22 protein-coding genes are annotated in these 19,687 nt (G+C 55.5%); 8 read left to right on the plus strand and 14 right to left on the minus strand.

Annotated features, from left to right (window positions below; all coding sequences use genetic code 11):
• Positions 1–13: 13 nt before the first annotated feature.
• From gspK to gspC, 9 genes are read right to left on the minus strand one after another with little or no spacing between them, the layout of a single operon-like run.
• Positions 14–1,024 (minus strand): type II secretion system minor pseudopilin GspK, encoded by a 1,011-nt coding sequence (gene gspK / locus AM410_RS23150; RefSeq protein WP_073395833.1) that lies wholly within the window; start codon positions 1,022–1,024, stop codon positions 14–16.
• The gene (gene gspJ, locus AM410_RS23155; RefSeq protein WP_073395832.1) at positions 1,021–1,644 is read right to left on the minus strand and encodes a type II secretion system minor pseudopilin GspJ; all 624 of its coding nucleotides are present in this window, start codon (positions 1,642–1,644) and stop codon (positions 1,021–1,023) included. The genes gspK and gspJ overlap by 4 nt, the downstream gene beginning before the upstream one ends.
• Positions 1,641–2,021, minus strand: coding sequence for a type II secretion system minor pseudopilin GspI (gene gspI, locus AM410_RS23160; RefSeq protein ID WP_014169336.1), 381 nt, complete (start codon positions 2,019–2,021; stop codon positions 1,641–1,643). Before gspI ends, gspJ begins: the two co-directional genes overlap by 4 nt.
• Positions 2,014–2,499 carry a type II secretion system minor pseudopilin GspH gene (gene gspH / locus AM410_RS23165; RefSeq protein WP_073395831.1) on the minus strand — a complete coding sequence of 162 codons (486 nt, stop codon included), beginning with the start codon at positions 2,497–2,499 and terminating at the stop codon, positions 2,014–2,016. Before gspH ends, gspI begins: the two co-directional genes overlap by 8 nt.
• Positions 2,499–2,948, minus strand: a complete 450-nt coding sequence (gene gspG, locus AM410_RS23170) for a type II secretion system major pseudopilin GspG (RefSeq protein WP_014169334.1) — start codon at positions 2,946–2,948, stop codon at positions 2,499–2,501. Before gspG ends, gspH begins: the two co-directional genes overlap by 1 nt.
• A 3-nt stretch (positions 2,949–2,951) precedes the next feature.
• The gene (gene gspF, locus AM410_RS23175; protein ID WP_073395829.1) at positions 2,952–4,160 is read right to left on the minus strand and encodes a type II secretion system inner membrane protein GspF; all 1,209 of its coding nucleotides are present in this window, start codon (positions 4,158–4,160) and stop codon (positions 2,952–2,954) included.
• The gene (gene gspE / locus AM410_RS23180) at positions 4,160–5,638 is read right to left on the minus strand and encodes a type II secretion system ATPase GspE (protein ID WP_020884857.1); all 1,479 of its coding nucleotides are present in this window, start codon (positions 5,636–5,638) and stop codon (positions 4,160–4,162) included. The genes gspF and gspE overlap by 1 nt, the downstream gene beginning before the upstream one ends.
• 14 nt (positions 5,639–5,652) lie before the next feature.
• Positions 5,653–7,569, minus strand: coding sequence for a type II secretion system secretin GspD (gene gspD / locus AM410_RS23185; protein WP_108648529.1), 1,917 nt, complete (start codon positions 7,567–7,569; stop codon positions 5,653–5,655).
• A gap of 13 nt (positions 7,570–7,582) precedes the next feature.
• Positions 7,583–8,314: a type II secretion system protein GspC gene (gspC, locus tag AM410_RS23190; RefSeq protein ID WP_049022122.1), complete on the minus strand. Its 732-nt coding sequence runs from the start codon at positions 8,312–8,314 to the stop codon at positions 7,583–7,585.
• Positions 8,315–8,614: 300 nt separating this feature from the next.
• On the opposite strand from gspC, the gene AM410_RS23195 reads away from it, so the two are divergent.
• Positions 8,615–10,177: an ExeA family protein gene (locus AM410_RS23195; protein WP_108648531.1), complete on the plus strand. Its 1,563-nt coding sequence runs from the start codon at positions 8,615–8,617 to the stop codon at positions 10,175–10,177.
• Positions 10,177–10,773, plus strand: coding sequence for a hypothetical protein (locus tag AM410_RS23200; RefSeq protein WP_073395824.1), 597 nt, complete (start codon positions 10,177–10,179; stop codon positions 10,771–10,773). Before AM410_RS23195 ends, AM410_RS23200 begins: the two co-directional genes overlap by 1 nt.
• Here AM410_RS23200 and AM410_RS23205 read toward each other — a convergent pair whose 3' ends face one another.
• From AM410_RS23205 to AM410_RS23215, 3 genes are all read right to left on the minus strand, one after another.
• Positions 10,774–11,397 (minus strand): helix-turn-helix domain-containing protein, encoded by a 624-nt coding sequence (locus AM410_RS23205; RefSeq protein ID WP_032677768.1) that lies wholly within the window; start codon positions 11,395–11,397, stop codon positions 10,774–10,776.
• Positions 11,398–11,665: 268 nt separating this feature from the next.
• Positions 11,666–12,496, minus strand: a complete 831-nt coding sequence (locus AM410_RS23210; protein ID WP_073395823.1) for an N-acetylmuramoyl-L-alanine amidase — start codon at positions 12,494–12,496, stop codon at positions 11,666–11,668.
• Positions 12,493–12,816: a heavy metal-binding domain-containing protein gene (locus tag AM410_RS23215; protein ID WP_006174327.1), complete on the minus strand. Its 324-nt coding sequence runs from the start codon at positions 12,814–12,816 to the stop codon at positions 12,493–12,495. The genes AM410_RS23210 and AM410_RS23215 overlap by 4 nt, the downstream gene beginning before the upstream one ends.
• 97 nt (positions 12,817–12,913) lie before the next feature.
• Here AM410_RS23215 and AM410_RS23220 point away from each other — a divergent pair, with 97 nt between their 5' ends.
• The 6 genes from AM410_RS23220 (at position 12,914) to artJ (ending at position 17,439) form a co-directional block, all read left to right on the plus strand.
• On the plus strand, positions 12,914–13,432 hold the full coding sequence (locus tag AM410_RS23220; RefSeq protein ID WP_014169325.1) for a lipoprotein: 519 nt from the start codon (positions 12,914–12,916) through the stop codon (positions 13,430–13,432).
• 226 nt (positions 13,433–13,658) lie between these two features.
• Positions 13,659–14,387 (plus strand): arginine ABC transporter ATP-binding protein ArtP, encoded by a 729-nt coding sequence (artP, locus tag AM410_RS23225; protein ID WP_014169324.1) that lies wholly within the window; start codon positions 13,659–13,661, stop codon positions 14,385–14,387.
• Positions 14,388–14,407: 20 nt separating this feature from the next.
• The gene (gene artI / locus AM410_RS23230; RefSeq protein ID WP_020884864.1) at positions 14,408–15,139 is read left to right on the plus strand and encodes an arginine ABC transporter substrate-binding protein ArtI; all 732 of its coding nucleotides are present in this window, start codon (positions 14,408–14,410) and stop codon (positions 15,137–15,139) included.
• A gap of 6 nt (positions 15,140–15,145) precedes the next feature.
• On the plus strand, positions 15,146–15,862 hold the full coding sequence (gene artQ / locus AM410_RS23235; RefSeq protein WP_014169322.1) for an arginine ABC transporter permease ArtQ: 717 nt from the start codon (positions 15,146–15,148) through the stop codon (positions 15,860–15,862).
• Entirely contained in the window at positions 15,862–16,530 is a 669-nt protein-coding gene (gene artM / locus AM410_RS23240) for an arginine ABC transporter permease ArtM (RefSeq protein ID WP_014169321.1), read from the plus strand. Before artQ ends, artM begins: the two co-directional genes overlap by 1 nt.
• 177 nt (positions 16,531–16,707) lie before the next feature.
• Positions 16,708–17,439, plus strand: a complete 732-nt coding sequence (gene artJ, locus AM410_RS23245) for an arginine ABC transporter substrate-binding protein ArtJ (protein WP_020884865.1) — start codon at positions 16,708–16,710, stop codon at positions 17,437–17,439.
• Positions 17,440–17,502: 63 nt separating this feature from the next.
• On the opposite strand, the gene AM410_RS23250 is transcribed toward artJ, so the two are convergent.
• Entirely contained in the window at positions 17,503–18,969 is a 1,467-nt protein-coding gene (locus AM410_RS23250) for a sensor histidine kinase (protein WP_073395821.1), read from the minus strand.
• Positions 18,956–19,660, minus strand: a complete 705-nt coding sequence (locus tag AM410_RS23255) for a response regulator transcription factor (RefSeq protein ID WP_073395820.1) — start codon at positions 19,658–19,660, stop codon at positions 18,956–18,958. Before AM410_RS23255 ends, AM410_RS23250 begins: the two co-directional genes overlap by 14 nt.
• Between the last annotated feature and the right edge of the window lie 27 nt (positions 19,661–19,687).

Raw genomic sequence — 19,687 nt, forward strand, 5'->3', positions numbered from 1 at the left:
CCATCTGCTTTTCTTATTCAATCATTCGGTAACGACGTTGCCACGTCACGATCTCACCCGCTTCGTTATTGACCTGAAGCTGGCTTACCACGCGAAGCGTTAGCGCATCGGTGTTGCCGGTATAGTTAACGCGGAAGTACCGGCTTTGGGTGGAGAGTTGTCCGGCCACCTGCGGAAGGTCGTCTTTCACCTGCGGGAAGGCCTGCTCCAGCGCGTTGCTGAAGGTTTCCATATTTTCCCAGCCGGTTTCAGGTCGCGATTCAATCAGGCGAACGGCATCGTCTTGCGTTATTTTTCCGGGGAACATGGCGGCCAGTAAGGCGGCCTGTTCCGGTTTCAGGGTGTTCACATCCACCTTGCTGGCGGTATCCGGTAAGGCACACAGCAGCGTGCTCACCTTCCGGTATGCCGTTGCCGGAAATGCCGGCAGCAGCGTGATCTCAGCGATCGTGCGCATCATCTGGTTTGCGGGCTGCCGGGGGGGCACCACGCCCGCCCAGGCATCGCTCTCCTCCCCCTCGCTGGCCGTGGTGGTATCGCCATCCAGATAGTCCACCAGCTGCGAGTAAACCTCGTGCGCCGTGGACTGGCTGAGGCCACTCCCGGTCAGGAGTTGCTCAACAATCTGCTCTTTCCGCGGTTTTTCCGGCACCGCGGGCGCATTTTGCCCCTGCGCGATGTCATCGGCCGCCAGCAGGTTATTCACGTTGAAGCAGTCCTGGGCGTCTTCCACCTGACTGACCACCGTGTAATCGTCACCCCGGGTCTCCAGCGGCTGGTGCCAGTCACCCTGCAGGCTAAGGGCTTTACTCTCACCGCTGGCGTCGCTCTGCAGACGATCTTTGACCACCTTCTCCTGAGCCTGCATGGCCCAGCGCAGCTGCTGCTGACTCACCTGGTAATGGGTTTTCTGCAGATTGCGGCAGAACTGCTGGCTGATTCTGGCAGCCAGCGCCGACATCATGACCAGCAGGATCAGTACCACCAGCAGCGCGACGCCTTTCTGTTTACGTAAAGCCTTCATGATGTCGCTTCCGCTGCAGGTGGCGCGGCAGGTGCGTCTGCGGGCGCTGGCGCGGCGGCCTCGGGGATATCGCCCGGCGTCGTAAACACCCAGCGCCAGGTTTCCCCGTTTTCCATCGTCAGCGTCAGCTCGACGCCATCCGGCAGATGTGCCGGGTCGTTCCAGCTTTTTTGCCAGCCCTGACGGTAAAAACGCCACTGCAGGGATTTCACCTCGCCGACAATCGGCACCGCATCGGGTCTGGCATCCGCCGGGCTGTCAATCACCGGCCAGACATCCCGGTACAGTCGCCCCTCTTCCAGCCGCCAGCGCACGCGCTCCAGCTGTACGGTTCCGCTCACGCCGTTCAGCGTGGTCATCTCAAGGCCGTCATCCCCCTGACGAAATGTATCCGGCTCGTTGCGCGGCGCACGCGCCTGAAGCTGATAGAAATCGCGCTCCATCAGGCTCCAGGCACGCTGAAGCTGATTGAGCTTTGCCGCGCTGGCCTCCGTCGCCGAACTGGTGCGCATCGCCCCGTCGAGGATTTGCCAGGCCAGGGTGCTGATCACCGCAAAAATGGTCAGCGCAATCATGATCTCCAGCAGGGTAAATCCCCGCTGGCGTCGGATTTTCTTCACGGTTCCTCTCCCGGCGCGATGACCTGCAGTGAAATAACCGGCTGGCTTTCATCGCCTTCTGCATAGACGCGGATGGCATTCGCCCAGCCGTTAGCCGCAGTTTTTACGCGCTGCTTTCGCCAGGCCCAGCTGCGCCCGCCCATGACCTCTGCCCCCTGCGCTTCAGCGTCAGGAAAATCACGTCTGTTGAGCTGCGCCTCCGCCAGTTGATTTTCGGCGACCCAGCTGGCCTGCAATGTATCGGCCAGCCCGTGGGTGAAACGCACGTTCAGGGAGACCGAGTTCATCAGCGCCAGTGCGGCGGTGGAGAAGATGACCAGCGCGACCATCACCTCCAGCAGCGTCATCCCCTTTTGCTTTCTCTTGCCGTTAGCCATCGTTTTCTACCGTTACAGGGGCCGCGCCTTGCGACACCACGCGGAAATGGTGCGCGTTGTCGCGGCTTTGCAGCGCCAGCGTAAAGCGGCTGATTTCACCGTCCGGCAGAAATAACACCTGCGGTTCGGACGCCACCGTGGCGGCGAGACGCTGCGGCGTGAGCGAGACGTGCATCTCCGGCGGGAAATCACCCCGGGTCGTTATCCGCCCCGCGGATAAAGACACCCAGTGACGTTCACCGTTTTTATCCTCGAGCGTCACCAGCCGGTATTTATCCGCGGTCATAACCAACCCCACGATATTTCCGTCCATCACTGCCCGGTCTGAACCATAATCAACGAGGGCTTTTAATTGCTGACCAAATATATCCGCACCGCTGCGTGAGGGTATTGTTGAAACCACCATCATGGCGCAGCTGGCAAATATCACCAGCGCCAGAATAATTTCCAGCAACGTAAAGCCGCGTTGACGTTTCATTATTTCTCTTTCTTATCCAGAGACCAGTTTGTAATATCATCGGCGGTATTGGCTTCGCCATCCGGACCGGCGGAGAAAACGTCTACGGCACCGTGTTCACCCGGGCTGACCAGAATATAATCCCCGCCCCACGGGTCCTGCGGCAGGCGGCGGATATAACCGTCCGCACGGTAGCCGTTGGGAATGGGCGCAATCTCTGGCTTCGTGACCAGCGCCTGCAAGCCCTGCTCGGTGGTGGGATAGCGGTGATTATCCAGCTTATACATATCCAGCGAGCCTTCGAGCGCGACGATATCGCTGGTCGCTTTTTGAGTATCCGCTTTTTCTTTATTGCCCATTAAATTGGGTACCACCATACTCGCGAGTACGCCGAGAATAACAATAACCACCATTAATTCGAGCAAGGTGAAGCCCGCCTGGCGAGCCAGGTGTTTACGTTTTATAGCCATGATTTAACCTACCATATTATTAAGTTGCAGAAGCGGTTGTAATATTGACAGGACGATGAATAAAACAATCGTCGCCATAGATACCACCAGTGCCGGTTCAAATACCGACAGCGTTAACGTAATACGATGCTGTAATGCCGATTCCTGGTTTTCCGCCGCGCGGTCCATTAAATGGCCTAATTCCCCACTCTCTTCCCCGGAGGCAATCATATACAGCATGGTCGGCGGGAATAATTTCGCCTGCTCCAGAGCCGCATAAAGCGATGCACCCTGGCGCACGGTATCCGCCGCCTGCTCCAGCACCTGCCGGGCATACCGGTTTTCGATCCCGTCCATCGCGATATACATCCCCTCCAGCAGCGGCACGCTACTGGCCTGCAAAATGCTCAGGGTACGGATATAGCGGGCGCTGTTGATGGCGCAGACCAGCTTTTTGACGGGCGAACCGTTCACCAGCCAGCCGTGCCAGCGAAAACGATTTTTAGCGTTTCGAAGCCAGGCCTTAAAACCCATCATCCCGCCTGCCAGACTGCCGACGATATAGAGGCCGTAAACCTGCAGGAAATCACTCACCGCGATCAGCGTGCGGGTGGTGATCGGCAGCTGCTGTTTCATATGGGTGAACTGCTCAATCACCTGGGGCACAACCGCCACCAGCAGAATGCCGATCACCGCGATGGCCACCACGGTCAGGGTGATCGGGTAGACCATCGCCTGCGTCAGTTTGCTTTTCATCTTCTGACGCTGCTCGTTGTACTCGGCCAGCTTTTCCAGCACGTCGCCCAGATGGCCGGTCTTTTCACCGGCCATTACCAGCGTGCAGTAGAGCTTGTCGAAGCTGCGCGGAAACTGGCTGAAAGCCTCAAACAGCGTATGCCCTTCCACCACCTTCTCGCGGATGTCCACTACCATCGCCGCGAGCTTTTTGTCCTCCGTCTGTTTCGCGATTGCCTTCAGCGCGCTCTCCAGCGGCAGCGCAGCGTTGACGAGCGTCGACAGCTGACGGGTAAACATCGACAGCACCGGCGTGGAGAGTTTTGCCCCGGCGTTCGCATTACCGGCAGCCGCAACCTCACGGGTTTCGTTGATACTGACGGGCATCAGCTTTTGCTCGCGCAACATCTGGCGAACCTGCTTTTGCCCCTCAGCCTGCAACGTGCCACGCCGGGTTTTGCCCGCGGTATCCATCGCCGTCCAGGCGTAGAAGGCCATTACGCATCTCCTCCGCGCTCGGCGGTGACGCGCATCACCTCTTCCAGCGAAGTGACGCCGTCGATCACCTTCAGCAGCCCGTTCTCACGCAGGCTGTAGGCCTGCTTAAAGAGCTCGGTTTCGATGGCCATTTCGTCTTTATCTTCATGAATGGCGCGGCGCAGGGTGCTGTCGACCACCAGAAACTCATGAATACCGGCGCGCCCCTGATAGCCGCTCTGGCGACAGTGTTCGCACCCCACCGCGCGATAGATCGCGTGTGGCGGCTGGTCCATAAAGCTGAACAGCGCCTTTTCATTGTCATCCAGCGGACTGGTGGTACGGCAGTGCGGACACAGCCGACGCACCAGACGCTGGGCAATGACCCCCAGTAACGATGAACCGATTAAAAATGACTCCAGCCCCATATCCCGCAGGCGGGTTATCGCCCCGGCGGCGCTGTTGGTGTGCAGCGTAGACATGACCAGGTGACCGGTGAGCGACGCCTGCACCGCAATTTGTGCCGTCTCGGCGTCACGGATTTCGCCGATCATCACCACGTCCGGGTCCTGGCGCAGAATCGCGCGCAGCCCGCGGGCAAAGGTCATGTCCACGCGCGGGTTAACCTGCGTCTGCCCCACCCCTTCCAGCTCGTATTCAATGGGATCTTCTACGGTCAGGATGTTGCGCTCATGGCCGTTCAGCGCCGAAAGAATCGCGTACAGGGTGGTACTTTTACCGGAACCCGTTGGCCCGGTGACCAGGATAATGCCGTGCGGGCGGTCAATCAGCCCTTGTAACTTCTCCCGTTCTTCATCAATCAGCCCAAGCTTGTTGATATCAGGCTTGAGATTGCTTTTATCGAGCAGACGCATGACCACGCGTTCACCATACTGGGACGGAATGGTCGATACGCGCACGTCGACCGCCTTACGGCCAATGCGCAGTGAAATACGGCCATCCTGCGGCAGACGTTTCTCCGCGATATCCAGCCGGGACATCACCTTGATACGCGAAACCAGCAGCGGCGCGAGCTTACGCGCGGGCTGCAACACCGGACGCAGCACGCCGTCGACGCGAAAGCGAATGCTCAGCGTACGCTCGAAGGTTTCAATATGAATATCCGACGCGCCCTCTTTTACCGCCTCGCCGAGAATGGCGTTGATCAGGCGGATCACCGGCGAGTTTTCATCGTTATCGAGCAGATCTTCGTTGTCCGGGATCTCCTCGGTTAACGCCATCAGATCGATATCGGCGTCCATATCGTCCACCAGTTGCTGGGACACCCCGCTGCTCTGCTGCCAGATCCTGGCCAGCATTTCATCGAAGGCTTCCGCCGTCAGGGTGACCGGGACAAACGCGCGTCCCAGCACCCGACGCACTTCCAGCAGCGCGAGTGCCGGGGTGTCATCACGGATATAGACCGCATCGTGAAAAAATAAAACGCCGTTATCTTTTGCGTAGCCGCTGCTACACAGGGTTTTGCTCAGTTCGTCCACGTGATACCTCCGCCTTATTCTTTAAACGGATTGCGGGACGCGCTGGTTTTCACCGATGCAGCACTCGCATCAGGGAACGCGGGTAACACGGCGTTATCCGCCGGTTCAATGATCCCGAGCTTTTTCTCCTCAACGCGCTGCTGCTGACGGGCGCGGATCTGGTCATATTTCTCTTTCGACGCCGCGCTGTAGTTGTCGTCGTCACGCAGCACGGTGGTATGAATAAAGACCATCAGGTTGCGTTTGGACGCGTCCTGCGAGGTGTAGCGGAAAAGCTGCCCGACCAGCGGAATATCCCCCAGCAGCGGCACTTTGGAGACCGACTGCTTAGTGACATTCTCCATCAGGCCACCGAGTACCACCGTTTGCCCACTGTGCACCATCACTTCGTTATTGATGGTTCGGGTATTAAAGGTTGGGCCAAGGCTGGCGTCTTCCGTTGCGCTGTTGTCGACGCTTGAGACTTCCTGCTCAATCTTCAGGTGGATCATGTCGCCGTCGTTGATTTGCGGCACAATTTTCAGTTTGGTCCCCACCGTCTTGCGCTCTACGGAGTTAAAGACATTATCGCCACTGGTGGTCTGCGAACCGGAAAGCACCGGCACGTCCTGACCGACATTGAATGACGCCTCTTTGTTATCCAGCGTGACCACGCTTGGCGTGGAAAGGATGTCGTTTTTGCCGTCGGTTGAGAGCGCGGTCATCAGCGCACCGAAATCACCGTTAAAGAAGCCGGTCGCCAGGCCAGTAAAGCTGGCGCCCTTGATGGTGCCATTTTTTATCTGACTAATGGGCAGGCCGGTGGAGCCGAACTGGACGCCACCGTGCTTGCCGGTCCACTGCACGCCGAGATCCAGACCGTTGCCGTCCTGCACTTCAGCAATGATGGCTTCCACCAGCACCTGCGGACGGCGGATGTCGAGCTTGTCGATCACCTTCTCAAGGGAGTTCATCACGTTAGGCTGCGCGGTGATCACCAGCGAGTTGGTTGACTCGTCGGCGGTAATATTCAGATCGGTTGCCGCGGTGGCCGTTTTCGCCTTCGCGGTGCCGGCTTTGTCTTTCAGCTGTTCGCCAATACCGGTGAGCACCGGAACCACTTTGGTGGCGCTGGCGTACTTGAGATAGAAGACGCGGGTATTCCCCTCGTTGTTCTGCTCGCGATCTAACTCATGGATCAGGCTGCGGGTACGCGTGCGCGCATCTTCCGAACCGCTGATCACCAGGCTGTTGGTTTCGTCATCCGCCACCACTTTGGTGGCCAACTGCGGCGCGTTCTGCCCTTTCTGCTCTTCGTTGTTGAGATTATTCAACATGTCGGAGAGCGCTTTGGCGGAAGCAAAGCGCAGGGGGACGATTTCGCGACGCTGAACACCGTCTTTATCCACGCGCTGGACCAGATCTACCAGCCGGTTCACCACGGACGCTTTACCGGTTAACAACAGCACGTTGGAAGGCTCGAAGTGCACCACGTTGCCGATGCCGGTGGCATCGTTCAGTTGACGCAACAGCGGCGCGAGTTCACGCACCGGCACGTTTTCCATGCGCACGACACGGGTAATAATCTCATCGCCTTTGCCCGGGTTTGTGCTGTCTGCCAGCGGCGCACCGGCGGTACGGGCCACGCTTGAGCGCACCACTTTAACCATGCCGTTATCCATCGGGATCACCGAGAGACCGTAGAGATCCAGCACGCTCAGGAAGAACTGGTAATACTCATCCTCCGTCAGCACGTTGTAGGTTCTGACGGATACAGAGCCCTGAACCGACGGGTCGACGAGAATGGTTTTGTTAAGGTTGCGGCCTACCGTATCGATAAACTCGCGGATATCGGTATTTTTAAAACTCGCGCTAAAGTTGGCTGCGAGCAGCGAACCCGAATATAACAACAATGCGGTCAGCGCCACGCACGCCCATGGAAATTTCTTCATGTCTGTACACTTATTAATTGTTAAGAACATTGACCCGAATATTTTCAAGGTGAGCGTGACGTCTGACGACAACCTCCGCTTCTTTCATTTTTGACCATTCAGCAATAATATTTTTTGCCTTGACTTCATCGGTCATATCGACAGCATTCACTTCGACTGCCACATCCCCTTTTTTCAGTCCTGAATGGCTATAAAAGGAAGAGGCATTCCGGGGATTAATGGCATAGCCTTCCAGTTGGCCTTTTTCGACAACCGGTTTTAATACCAGATAATCATTCAGATGCAGCGTGTCTGCGCCTGCATCTTTTGTCGATTTGGTTACCGGGCCGCTATCAACGCCACCCTTGAAATAATCCGGTTTCTTTAAGGCCAGCGTCTGCGTGATGCCTTCATAATTCACGACGACACTGTCTTTGTTAATTTCCTGAATAAAGGCATCGTTAAACCCGGTCAGCGGCTCCCCTTCGCGGTAGCTCTTCTGGCCCGCGGGCGTTTTAATAACGGCGAAGGAAAGCCAGGGGTCATCACTGCGCACAATGCCTTCTATTTCCGCCGCCAGCGGGGCTTTTAGCGCAGCCGGCCCAGTGTCCTGACGTGCTGCCGCCGTGAAAAGCGTGAATGTTTTCTCTTCGCGGCGGTTTTTCAGCGGCTGCGCATCAGAGTTAGCCAACCTATTCGTAACCTTTTTATAATCTTTAAACGTGAAATACCCTTGCTGGCCGCTAAAAATTAACAGCACCAACATCATGCAAGGGGTTATCCACCGTGACAGAAATGAGAACCTCATTTTTCATCTGGCCTTTAACAAAGCGAAAATAAGCAGCATCACGCTGCGACAAAACGTGTGAAGAGAGTAATGAGACGCGGTGAATACGACCATCGACTTCGCCACCAACTTTAATAAAGAAAATTATTGACCGTCTAAAATCGAGGTGTTAGGACATTTCTGCCGGATATTTTTACCCAGTTGAAAAATTGATCGCCCCGTCTCCTTACCGTAATTTCACGACCTGTTGCTATTCCTAATCAGAGACGGTAAGTCGTTATGTATCAGAGCCACTTTACTTTTAAAACCCCGCCCTTCAGGAAGGTCACCCGCTTATCCGGGGATTTTCTGGTGCCTTATCATCAGGACGTCTTTAACCTGCTGAAAGAGAAAACCCAACAGGCGGGAATATGCGGGCTCTTTAGCGACGATACCTCGCTGTTGGGCCAGTTCAGCGATGCGCTGAAAAACAGCGACAACCGCGTTTTTGCCATCAACGCGTTTCCAAAACTGAGCGCCAGTAGCCTGCTGTACAAGCTCAGCCCGGACACGAAAGCAATCGCCAGCCGTATTCAGGCGGTCGATACCGTGCTGCAGCAGTGGCAAGCCGGGAAAACACAGGCCACCGTGCTGGTCATTTCCCATACTGAAGCCATGAAAGAGACCTGCCGGACGGTGCTGGGGATGTTGCTCACCCGTGCGCAGGAGCTGGGGTTTCATTTATCGGTGGTGCTGACGGGCGCGGAAAATCAGGCGGCGCTGCTACAGCAATCTGATCTGCGTGAATATGTGCATACCCACCACACCTTGCGCCCCCTGACCTGCCGTGAATATCTCAGCTACGTGCAGGCGCAGTGCGAAGAGCACGGAGGCGAAAGCTCGCCGTTATCCCCGGCGCGCGTGCGTAAGATGCACGCAATGACAAAAGGGAAAATCAGTGAACTGAATGCGCTGGCGCACCTGTCGATGCTCGCGGCCTGGACCGAACGCGCAAGCCAGGTCAGTCCGCGACATTTACGCCTGGCGGCCGCAGAGGTGCTGCCCGCGAAAAAACAGGGTAAGCGTCTGGCAACGGTTTCACTGTTTGCCTCTGTGCTGTTCGCGGCTTGCGGCTGGTATTTCACCGCCTCAATGACTGCTCGCCTCCCGTTTTCTCTGCCGGTCCCGATAAGCTGGAAACACCCGGCCGCCCCCGTTCAGGCCCCCGTCGTGCCGGTTATCGACAAGGAAATAGTCAATCAGCCGGACGCGATGCATCAGCTTTATCTGATGTGGGGGTATGACGCCTCGGCGGACGATGCGCTGTGTCAAAACGCGGTGAAGGTAAACCTGATGTGTAAGCAGGGAAATGCCTCTCCGGATGCGCTGGCAGGCGAAGGTTATCCGTGGGTGAGCGAGCTCAAAACCGGCAATCATCTTAACTATGCGGTGGTCGCCCGCGTCGGAGAAACCTCGATGGACTTACTGATGAATAACCGGACCTGGCAGGTCAGCCGCAGCTGGTTTAACCGGCATGCAACCGGAAACTATACGCAACTGCACCGCCTGACGCCGGAAGGTAAAGACGCCATCAGCGCAACCAGTGACGGCAAAGAGATGACCTGGCTTGATCAGCAGCTGAGTCAGGCCCTTTCTCAACCTGAAACCCACGCTCAGCGCTGGACTGCGGAGATGATGAAACGCACCCGCGCGTTCCAGCAAAAAATGCACCTGCATGTGGACGGTATTCCCGGCGAAGAGACATTAATGCAGTTAATGCGGGAAACCAACACCACGCCGAGCGTATTGATCCAGGCTTCGCATGCAATACCCGATGCTAAAATGCAGGAGAAGCATTCCTGATGTCTACTATCAGCCTTGCGGCTCAGCGCAGCTACACCACCGGGGAAGCGGTCTGGTTTTCATATCGCCTTCCCGGACTGAGACACGTTTTTGCCCACACCGTTTTAGGACTCCTGGGTCTGTGCGCCATGCTGATGGCCGGGTTGTACGCGCATGTGTATTGGGATCTGCGCCACCCTGCCCCCGCCCCCATCAACGCGAGCAGCGCCAGACCGGAAACACAGCTTTCAGATATGCATTATGTGTATGTGAGCAAACCCTTCCCGCATCCGCACCCTAAACCTGCGCCGGTGCATGAGGATATGCCTGCCCTGCAGGATCTGCCGATTAACGGCGATGATACCGACTGGCAGCAGGCGCCTGAAGGAGCGGCTCAGCACGATACCGCGCGGGATACGTTACCCGGTACCGGGGCACACACCGACGCTTCTGCACAGGCTGGCAGCGACAGTTCCTCATTAACAGAATTGTTTAAGCAGGCGTTAAAAGAACAAGAGCAGGATTATTCGCAAGGCAAAATTCCCGCGCCGCCGGTTGACGAAACGCAGGATATTTCCCGGTCCCCTTTACGTCATAAAGGAGACCGGCTGGAGTAATTAATATTTTTCAGGCAAGGATGTCAGGTTAAGGAGTCGCCCCTTTTCCACCACAATATACTGACCTTTTTTCAGGTCGGAGAGAATTTTAATAATGGTACTGCGTGCCAGGTTGGTGTATTCCTGAATATAGTCATATATGTTGATATCACGCTGATGTTGAACAATCAGTTCATTAATCTCATATAAAAATTCGCGCACTACCGAATAGGCACTGCGGGCAACCAGCACATCGTCACGCTTGCTCAGCATACAAATATACCAGGAGAGCACTTTCGTCAGTTCCGGCCACAGATTGTTTTCAGTCATTAGCTGGGCGAAGGCCTCTTTTTTTATCGAGCGCACGACGGTATTCGACCGAATGAGGCCATACATGTGCGTGGCGCTGTAAAACATAGAACAAAGCCCAAATATACACGGCCCCTGCACGGTGAACATGCACAGTTCATCAGATTCGCGGCGGAACTCAACGTCGCCACTGACGATAATATGAATATACTGTGAATCACTGGTAGATATTTTCTGCCACTTTTTTAACGTCTTCTCTTCAAATCCTGACGTTGCAGAAATAATTGCGTTGACTTCGTTTTGCGGACGTAATTTTTTACCGTAGATGCTTAACATTATTATACCCAATTTAAGATGTGAAATATAAAACTCAGGATTAAGACGTAAGGCCTCAACCCAGGAATATTTTCCTGATGAAACACTCAAGGAGAAAATAAAAGTAGAAATTGTTTACGTTAATTTGCTGCTTTACTTAGCAAGCTATGTGTCCATCTTAAATCCGGATAATTTTAAGTCAATTAACTAAAAATGAATTGAGTTTGTACTTAAGATTAATCTTACTCAAATTACGCGAAAAATACTCACGAGGGGGTATCCCGCAGGATTACCCCTGTCCGTACTTTTCCAGAAGCGCTTCAGCAATAGCCAGCGTTTCACGGTCAGCCACACCATTCCACAGCTGTGGACGGAAGTGCATTTGAAACGCGGTAATCACTCTTTTCTGCTGCTGGGCTGTGGCAGCCTCCGGCACTTCATAGCCATACCGCGCTAACAGATCGAGCAGCAGTGCGCTGTCCACTTCCTGATAGCGTGGCTGTCCATCGAGATAAAAGTTGACGCGGTCCGGATCGGGCCAGGCACCAATTCCCTGCTGCGCCAGTTCGCGCCAGGGGAACAGCGGGCCGGGATCGTCTTTACGCTGGGGGGCAATATCAGAGTGCGCGACGACGTTCTGCGGCTTAATGTCGTAGCGGGCGATAATGTCTTTGGCGAGCGGGATCAGAGCAGCAATTTGCGCCGGCTCGAACGGGGTGAAGTGTTTTACTCCCGCCGTTTTTTGCCAGCCCCGGTTTTCCAGCTCAATCCCCACGGAGGTGTCATTAATACGGTTGGTACCGCGCCAGAAGCTGATGCCGGCATGCCATGCCAGTTCGCTCTCCGGCACCAGCTGCCAGATACGCGGTTTGCCCTCAGGGGAAGGCGGTTTGGCGGGGATCAGGTAGTGAGAGCTGACATTCTTGTCGGTTAACGTCGCCAGCGAGCTGTCAAAGTCATCGGCGGTGTAGTGGATCACCAGCACCTTTATACGCGGGTAAGCCGCCTGGGCCTGATGGCGGGTATCCAGCTCATAGGCACCTTTATCAATAATGCCTTTTTCCGTGGCGCACCCTGCCAGCAACAGCGCCAGCAGGAGTGTGGCAAGCGAGCGCTTCATCGACGGGTTTTCACCGCCGTACCGCTTACGCTCACCATCAGCATGCTGGCATCTTTACCGACCGTTTCGTAGTCAATATCGATACCTACCACGGCATCTGCACCCAGCGCCTTGGCCTGCTCGCCAAGCTCTTTAAACGCAATTTCGCGGGCTTTGCGCAGCTCTTTCTCATACGCGCCAGAACGTCCCCCTACGATATCGCGAATGCCGGCAAAGAAGTCCCGGAAAATGTTCGCGCCCAGTATGGCTTCGCCGGTGACCACGCCGCAGTACTCGGTAATAGGTTGCCCTTCCAGGGTAGGCGTTGTTGAAAACTGCATACTTTCTCTCCTTCTTTAGCGTTCAATGCCTTAGGTACAGCATTATCGGTTCGTTACGCTATGATTGAAAGGATAGTTAATAAATAAGGAAATCAACATGCGCTATTCAGCTTTAACACTTTTCGTGCCCTGCGCGCTGGTGCTCAGCGCCTGCACCACCACGGTCACGCCAGCCTTTAAGGATATTGGTACCCGCAGCGGCCCATGCATTGAGGGCGGCCCGGATACCGTGGCGCAACAGTTCTATGATTACCGCATACAGCACCGCAGCAATGATATTACCGCCCTGCGACCGTATCTGAGTGACGGCCTGGCGAAACTGCTGAGCGACGCCACCCGCGATCCGCAGCATAACGCGCTGCTTAAATCCGATCCGTTCTCCAGCCGCGCCACGCTGCCTGACAGCGCCGAGGTCACCAGTGCTTCAACGATCCCAAACACCGATGCGCGAAACATTCCCCTGCGCGTCAAACTGACCCAGGGAACCCAAACCTGGCAGGATGAAGTGCTGATGATCCGTGAAGGTCAGTGCTGGGCGGTGGACGACGTAAGGTACGTCGGTGGCAGCGTTCACGCCCCGGCAGGCACGCTCCGCCAGTCGATTGAAAACCGCTAAGCCACCCGTTTAAAAAGTGTTAACCCCGTAAAATGTGCGGCATTTCATGCGGAATGCCGACATTTATACTCGCCGACATTGCCGTTCGCTATTTTGTGCTATGTTTAGAGGGTATTGCGGGTTATATTTAACTTTTAACGCAGAAATATTGCATAACTATTCTGTCAACGGTACTATCTGCGGCCTCAATTGCTATAGATTGCCTGGATGAGTAAAGACTGCCCCGATGAGTATTAAACTAAACGGCATTAACTGCTTCTACGGCGCACACCAGGCGCTGTTTGACATCACGCTGGACTGCCCGGAAGGCGAAACGCTGGTTTTGCTTGGCCCAAGCGGTGCAGGTAAAAGCTCCCTTCTGCGTGTCCTTAATCTGCTTGAAATGCCCCGTTCGGGTACGCTGGCTATCGCCGGTAACCATTTTGATTTCGCGAAAACACCGTCTGATAAAGCGATTCGTGAACTGCGTCAAAACGTTGGCATGGTCTTCCAGCAATACAATCTCTGGCCGCATCTGACCGTACTGCAAAACCTGATCGAAGCCCCGTGCCGCGTGCTGGGCTTAAGTAAAGATCAGGCGATCGCGCGTGCGGATAAGCTGCTGGAGCGTCTGCGCCTTAAGCCTTACAGCGACCGCTATCCGCTGCACCTCTCCGGTGGTCAGCAGCAACGTGTGGCGATTGCCCGTGCGCTGATGATGGAGCCTGCGGTACTGCTGTTTGATGAACCGACCGCGGCGCTGGATCCCGAAATTACTGCCCAGATCGTGAGCATCATTCGCGAGCTGGCGGAAACCCATATTACTCAGGTCATCGTAACCCATGAAGTGGAAGTGGCGCGCAAAACGGCCAGCCGCGTGGTCTACATGGAAAACGGGTATATCGTTGAGCAAGGTGATGCGAGCTGCTTCTCAAACCCGCAAACCGATGCGTTCAAAAACTATTTATCTCATTGATTGTGTCAGGGGAAATGATAATGAAAAAAGTATTACTTGCCGCGCTGCTCGCCAGCGTCACCCTTTCCGCTACCGCAGCCCAGACGATTCGTTTCGCGACTGAAGCGTCTTATCCTCCGTTTGAATCCATTGATGCGAACAATAAAATTGTCGGCTTTGACGTGGATCTGGCAAACGCCCTGTGTAAAGAGATCGACGCAACCTGTACCTTCAGCAACCAGGCGTTCGACAGCCTGATCCCAAGCCTGAAGTTCCGCCGTATCGACGCCGTTATGGCCGGAATGGATATCACCCCTGAGCGCGAAAAACAGGTTCTGTTCACTACCCCTTACTACGACAACTCTGCCCTGTTTATTGGTCAGAAAGGCAAATTCACGTCGGTTGATCAGCTGAAAGGCAAGAAAGTGGGCGTGCAGAACGGCACCACGCACCAGAAATTCATCATGGATAAACACCCGGAAATCACCACCGTTCCGTATGACAGCTACCAGAATGCGAAGCTGGATCTGCAGAACGGCCGTATTGATGGCGTGTTCGGCGACACCGCCGTGGTGACCGAGTGGCTGAAAGCCAACGATAAACTGGCACCAGTGGGCGATAAAGTGACCGACAAGGATTACTTCGGCACGGGTCTGGGTATTGCCGTTCGTCAGGGCAACACGGAGCTGCAGCAGAAATTCAACGCTGCGCTGGAAAAAGTGAAGAAAGACGGCACCTACGAAACCATCTACAAAAAATGGTTCCAGAAGTAATTCCTGATGAATGAAATTTTTCCTTTAGCAAGCGCCGCCGGGATGACCGTCGGCCTTGCCGTTTGCGCACTGATTATCGGCCTTGTGCTGGCGATGATCTTTGCAGTATGGGAATCAGCAAAATGGTTCCCTGTCGCATGGGCCGGCTCAGCACTGGTCACCGTGCTGCGCGGGCTGCCTGAAATTCTGGTGGTCCTGTTTATCTATTTTGGCTCCTCGCAGCTGCTGTTAACGCTGTCGGACGGCTTCACCCTCAATCTGGGTGTGGTGCAGATCCCGGTGCAGATGCAGATTGAGAACTTTGACGTCAGCCCGTTCCTGTGCGGCGTGATTGCCCTCTCTCTGCTCTATTCCGCGTATGCTTCGCAAACCCTGCGCGGTGCGCTGAAAGCGGTTCCGCAGGGACAGTGGGAGTCTGGCCAGGCGTTAGGCTTGTCGAAATCGGCGATCTTCTTTCGTCTGGTGATGCCACAGATGTGGCGTCATGCGCTGCCCGGGCTGGGTAACCAGTGGCTGGTACTGCTGAAAGATACCGCGCTGGTAAGCCTGATCAGCGTGAACGATTTAATGCTGCAAACCAAAAGTATCGCGACCCGTACCCAGGAGCCGTTTACCTGGTACATCGTGGCGGCGGCTATCTACCTGGTGATCACGCTGGTGAGTCAGTACATCCTCAAGCGCATTGATCTGCGTGCGACGCGCTTTGAACGGAGACCAGGCTGATGCTTGAATATTTTCCGGAGCTGATGAAAGGGCTGCACACCAGCCTGACGCTGACCGTCGCATCGATCATCGTGGCGCTGATCCTGGCGTTGATCTTTACCATCGTCCTGACGCTAAAAACGCCGGTGCTGGTATGGATTGTGCGAGCCTACATTACCTTGTTCACCGGTACACCGCTGCTGGTGCAGATCTTCCTGATTTACTACGGCCCGGGTCAGTTCCCGTCGCTGCAGGAGTATCCGGTTATCTGGCATCTGCTTTCTGAGCCATGGCTATGCGCCCTGATTGCCCTTTCGCTGAACAGTGCGGCCTATACCACGCAGCTGTTCTACGGGGCTATTCGTGCCATCCCGGAAGGGCAATGGCAGTCCTGTGGTGCACTGGGCATGAGCAAGAAAGACACGCTGGCTATTTTGCTGCCGTACGCGTTTAAACGTGCGCTCTCCTCCTACTCCAACGAAGTGGTGCTGGTTTTCAAGAGTACGTCTCTGGCCTACACCATCACGCTGATGGAAGTTATGGGCCACGGGCAGCTGCTCTACGGACGCACCTATGACGTCATGGTGTTTGGTGCCGCGGGCGTGGTCTATCTGGTGGTGAACGGTTTGCTGACGTTGATGATGCGCCTTATCGAACGTAAAGCGCTGGCGTTTGAGCGCCGTAATTAATCACAGATTTGCATAAATTTTATTGACGAAGACGGGCAAGTCTAACGACTGCCCGTCTTTTTTTATGGGTTAAATAATATTTAATCATTTTTATTGAATATAAATTCATTAAATGGCATTGTATTTCCATGCCGCAGACACGGCGCATAAGACAGACTGACAGACGGGAGCATTACAATGAAAAAGTTAGTTCTGGCCGCTTTACTGGCCACTTTCGCCGCTGGCGCATCAGCTGCAGATAAAATCAACTTCGGCGTTTCGGCCACCTATCCGCCGTTTGAGTCGCTGGATGCCAGCAACCAGATTGTCGGTTTTGATATCGACCTCGCCAAAGCCCTGTGCAAACAGATGCAGGCCGACTGCACGTTCACTAACCATGCGTTTGACAGCCTGATCCCGTCGCTGAAATTCAAAAAATACGACGCGGTGATCTCCGGGATGGACATCACCCCAGAGCGTAGCAAGCAGGTTACCTTCACCGACCCGTATTACGCCAACTCGGCGGTGGTCATTGCGAAGAAAGGGGCTTACACATCCTTTGACCAGCTGAAAGGCAAACGCATTGGGATGGAAAACGGCACCACGCACCAGAAATACCTGCAGGACAAACATCCTGAAGTGAAAACCGTGGCCTATGACAGCTACCAGAATGCCATTATCGACCTGAAAAATGGCCGTATTGATGGGGTCTTCGGTGACACTGCGGTGGTGAACGAGTGGCTGAAAACCAACCCACAGCTGGGCACCGCGACCGAAAAAGTGACCGATCCACAGTACTTCGGTACGGGCCTGGGCATTGCGGTGCGTCCGGATAACAAAGCCCTGCTGGAAAAACTGAATGGCGCGCTGAAAGCAATTAAAGCTGACGGCACGTACAAGAAAATCAGCGATCAGTGGTTCCCGCAGTAACAGCTTTTTGTCGGGTAGCCTGGCCTACGGGGGTGGTCTGTAGGCCGGGCAAACCCGGCAATTTCACAGTGGAACAAAGAAGCGAAAACGAGCCCCGTTCGTGGACTCCATCAGCTTGATCCCCCCGCCGTGCAGTTCCAGCATGCGTTTCACAATCAACAGCCCCAACCCGCCACGGTTTTCCCGTGATGCCTGCGGATTTAACGCCGAAGGACGCTCAAACAGATCGTTGCGAAGAGAAGCATCAACGCCGGTTCCATTATCAGCCACCTCAACCTGTAGCTGCGCGTTCTCCTGCCAGACCGCCAGACGAACCTCTCCGCCGGTCGGCGTATGCCGCATCGCGTTATCCAGCAGGTTAGTCACCACCCGCTCAATCATCGAGACATCGGCATTCACCAGCGGCAACGGGCCCGGTACATCAATGCGCAGGTTCACCTCCCGCGTACGGGCCGTGAGTTCAAATTTCTGCGCCACGTCTGAAATCAGCTCACCCATGGCAAAACGCTCGCGCTGCGGTTTGATGCCGCCGTGCTCAAGGCGCGCCAGTTCAAACAGCTGCTGCGAAAGATGACGCACTTTCTGACCCTGGCGCAGCGCCGTGGCGAGATACTGCTGGTGTTCCTGCGGCGTCAGCGTCGCGGATTTCAGCGACAGCGTTTCGAGATAGCCCAGCAAGGAGGTGAGCGGCGTGCGTAAATCGTGCGAAATATTGGCGATAAACTCCCGGCGCTGGCGATCGCTGTCGGCCAGCTGATCCCACTGCAGGGTGATTTTACGGGCCAGCTCGATAAACGTATTGCGCAGCGTGGCCACTTCATCCTTTACCGTGGTTTCTGTAGGCTGCGCCGCCAGCTGCTTAATGGCGCTAATGCTGTCCTGCTCCAGCCCGGCCACTTCCTGCGTGAGACGTTTGACCGGACGCGTTACCCAGTACCAGACCAGTAACCCCGCCAGCAAACCAAACAGCGCGACCCACATCAATGACCACAGGACGGTGCTCCAGAGCGCCTGATGCCAGGCCATCTCCGCCAGCGCGTTTGACTCTTCGCCCTGCAGAATAATGTACAGATAGCCTTTCAGTTCTCCGTCCTGACGCAACGGCGTTGCGCTGAAAACCTTTTTGTTCTGGCTTCGCGGGTCATCGCCCAGTACCGGCCGTGCGGCATCACTGAGGAAAGTCTGCACCGGCCCGAGGTCGATTTTTTGCCGCTGGATATGCCCCGGTGGCGCGGCGTCAGCCAGCAGTTCGCCATCAGGCGAGACAACGTACAGTTCGACGCTTGGATTGAAGGTCATCAGCCGGTCAAAGAGCGGTTTCAGCGCGTGGCGGTCAACCCTGCCCTGCGCATCCAGAATCGGTTCCCGCTGGACAATCTGCTGCGCCAGACCACCGGACAGCCGCTGCACCATTGCATTACCGTACTGCGTGGTGCTGTAAAGTTGCACCGCGCAGGCGATGGTCGCACAAAGCGTCAGCAGCAGAATAAACAGCAGCGTCAGGCGCTGGCTCAGGCTAAAGCGGCGCATCGTTTGGCTCCGCAAATTTGTAGCCTTTGCCCCAGACGGTGCGAATGATCTCCGGCTCGGCGGCGTCCTTCTCAATCTTGATGCGCAGGCGGTTAATGTGGGTGTTGACGGTGTGTTCGTAACCTTCGTGCTGATAGCCCCAGACCTGTTCCAGCAGCGCCAGACGCGAGAAAACTTCACCGGGATGACGGGCAAAGAAGTACAGCAGTTCAAACTCGCGCGGGGTGAGATCCACCACCTGGCCGTGCAAAAGCACGCTGCGCGCCAGCGGGTCGAGCGTCAGGCCGTGAGCCTGAATATTCCCGGCACTTTGCGCCTGCCCCATCGCCTGCTGGCGCCGGAACAGCGCCTTGATACGCGCGATCAGCTCCTGTACCGAAAACGGCTTGGCCAGATAATCGTCCGCCCCGGTTTCCAGCCCGGTAATACGGTCGATTTCACTGCTGCGGGCGCTGATGATGATCACCGGCAGGTAGCGGGTCATCTGGCGGATGCGACGGCAAATCTCCAGACCGTCGACATTGGGGAGCATTAAATCGAGGATCACCGCGTCCCACGGCTGCTTTTCGAGGCGCTGTAAGGCATTGCCCCCGTCGGGCTCGTGGGTGATGGCGTAGCCTTCATCTTCTAAGTTGAGGCGCAGAAGCGCCGCGATATCGTGGTCATCTTCCACCAGCAGGATCTGCTTCATGGGTAAGCCTTCTTCAATTCTGATGAG

It is taken from the genome of Enterobacter cloacae complex sp. FDA-CDC-AR_0164 (assembly GCF_003071645.1).
Classification (GTDB): domain Bacteria; phylum Pseudomonadota; class Gammaproteobacteria; order Enterobacterales; family Enterobacteriaceae; genus Enterobacter; species Enterobacter ludwigii.